This is a genomic window from Flavobacterium sp. (assembly GCF_041911335.1).
In the GTDB taxonomy this organism is placed as follows: domain Bacteria; phylum Bacteroidota; class Bacteroidia; order Flavobacteriales; family Flavobacteriaceae; genus Flavobacterium.
In genome coordinates this window covers 1-1,976 of record NZ_JAYRPD010000064.1, presented here as the reverse complement: position 1 = coordinate 1,976, position 1,976 = coordinate 1, and the positions used below count along the sequence as shown (strand labels likewise).

The 1,976-nt window shown below is 32.6% G+C and carries 2 protein-coding genes; both read left to right on the top strand.

What is annotated here, in order from left to right; translation table 11 throughout:
• On the top strand, positions 1-500 hold a 500-nt coding region (locus tag ACE3PD_RS10480; protein WP_374402222.1), incomplete at its 5' end, for an N-6 DNA methylase.
• Positions 484-1,716, top strand: coding sequence for a restriction endonuclease subunit S (locus ACE3PD_RS10475; protein ID WP_374402220.1), 1,233 nt, complete (start codon positions 484-486; stop codon positions 1,714-1,716). The genes ACE3PD_RS10480 and ACE3PD_RS10475, both read left to right, overlap by 17 nt.
• The last annotated feature ends 260 nt before the right edge of the window (positions 1,717-1,976 follow it).

Genomic DNA, 1,976 nt, shown 5'->3' with positions numbered 1-1,976 from the left:
TTTATACAACAGATATTAGTGTAACGCTTTGGATTCTCAATAAAAACAAAAAAGAAAAAACGGTACAATTGCCTGATGAAGTGCGACAATACCGAAACCGTGAAAACGAAATATTGTTCTTGGATTTAAGACAAAAAGGAATCCCTTTTGAGAAAAAATACACCCAATTTTCTGAAGAAGAAATTAGAGAAATTGCAGGAACGTATCACACTTGGCAGTGCCTTCGACAGGCTCAGGCAACGTCTGAAAACAAGCTGAAAGGTTATGAAGATATCCCAGAGTTCTGTTACAGTGCGACCAAAGAAGAAGTGAAAGCCAAAGATTATTCTCTGGTGCCGAGTAAGTACATTGCTTTTGTAAACCGAGATGAGCAGATAGATTATGAGGATAAAATGAAGGCATTGCAACAGGATATTACCCAATTATTGCAAGAAGAAGCCCAATCTAAAAAAGATTTGTTGAATGTTTTTAAGGAGTTAGGTTATGCAATCCAATTATAAAAGATTAGGCGATTATATACAAGAAGTAAACATCCGAAACAAAGATTTGAAACAATATCCTTTGTTGGGTGTGAGTATTAAAAAAGAAATGATTATTTCTATTGCTAATACTGTGGGAACAGATATGTCAACGTATAAAATTATCCAAAAAAATCAGTTTGCTTACGGACCAGTAACTTCTAGAAATGGAGACAAAATTTCTATTGCTTTATCTAATGAAGAACAAGCGTTATTGTCACAGGCTTATGTAGTTTTTGAAACCAATAATCTATTATTACCCGAATATTTAATGATGTGGTTTCGAAGACCTGAATTTGATAGATATGCTCGTTACAAATCTCACGGAAGTGCTAGAGAAATCTTTGATTGGCAAGAAATGAGCGAGGTTATGCTCCCCATTCCTTCCCTAGAAAAGCAACAGGAAATGGTAAACGAATACCACACCATACAAAACCGCATTAACCTGAACAACCAACTGATTGCCAAATTAGAAGAAACTGCACAAACGATTTATAAACAGTGGTTTGTGGATTTTGAGTTTCCCTTCGACTTCGCTCAGGGTAAACCCAGTGAAAATGGAAAACCTTACAAAAGTAATGGCGGTAAAATGGTTTGGTGCGAGGAGTTGGAGAAAGAAATTCCAGAGGGGTGGGAACTAAAGAGATTAGAAGATGAAGTTACTATAATAAGAGGAGCATCTCCTAGACCTATTGATGAGTTTATGAGTAAGGACAATTCTGGTAAGCCTTGGGTTAAAATTTCTGATGCAACAGCTTGTTCAACAAGATATTTATTTGAAACAAATGAATATATATCTCAAAAAGGAGTTTCTAAAAGTCGAGAGGTAAAAACAGGGACATTGATTTTATCTAATAGCGCTTCTCCTGGTTTGCCAAGATTAATGATGATTGACGCTTGTGTTCATGATGGCTGGTTAATTTTCAAAAATTACAAAAATATAACTAGAGAAATTTTAGTTGAATTTTTAATTTTTAACAAAAAGGATATAGTTTCATCAAGTAACGGAAGTGTTTTTAACAATTTAAAAACAGAAATTTTAAAGGAATATAGAATATTTGTACCTGAAAAAAAAATGATAAATAGATTGACTTCAATACTACAAAAATTAAACAAGCAACTGTTAATTAGAGGACAAAATCATCAAAAACTAGAGGGATTGAAGGAATTGTTGCTGGGGAGAATGGTGAGGAGTTAAAATAAATAAACTAAATAACGTGAAAAGAGATTAGATTTAATTAAATAATTAACAAACCATGCACTCATACCAACCAAAAAAACACCAACGGCGTTCTATTAGATTAAAAGGTTATGATTATAGTCAAGAGATATTTTATTTAAAAATGTCCAGTTTTTTTACTAATAAACTGGACAAATGATTTATATTTGTATTATAATAAAACAATGAAAATATCTGAATACATAGCATTTACTATAGATAGACTTCCTAAAGGCTAT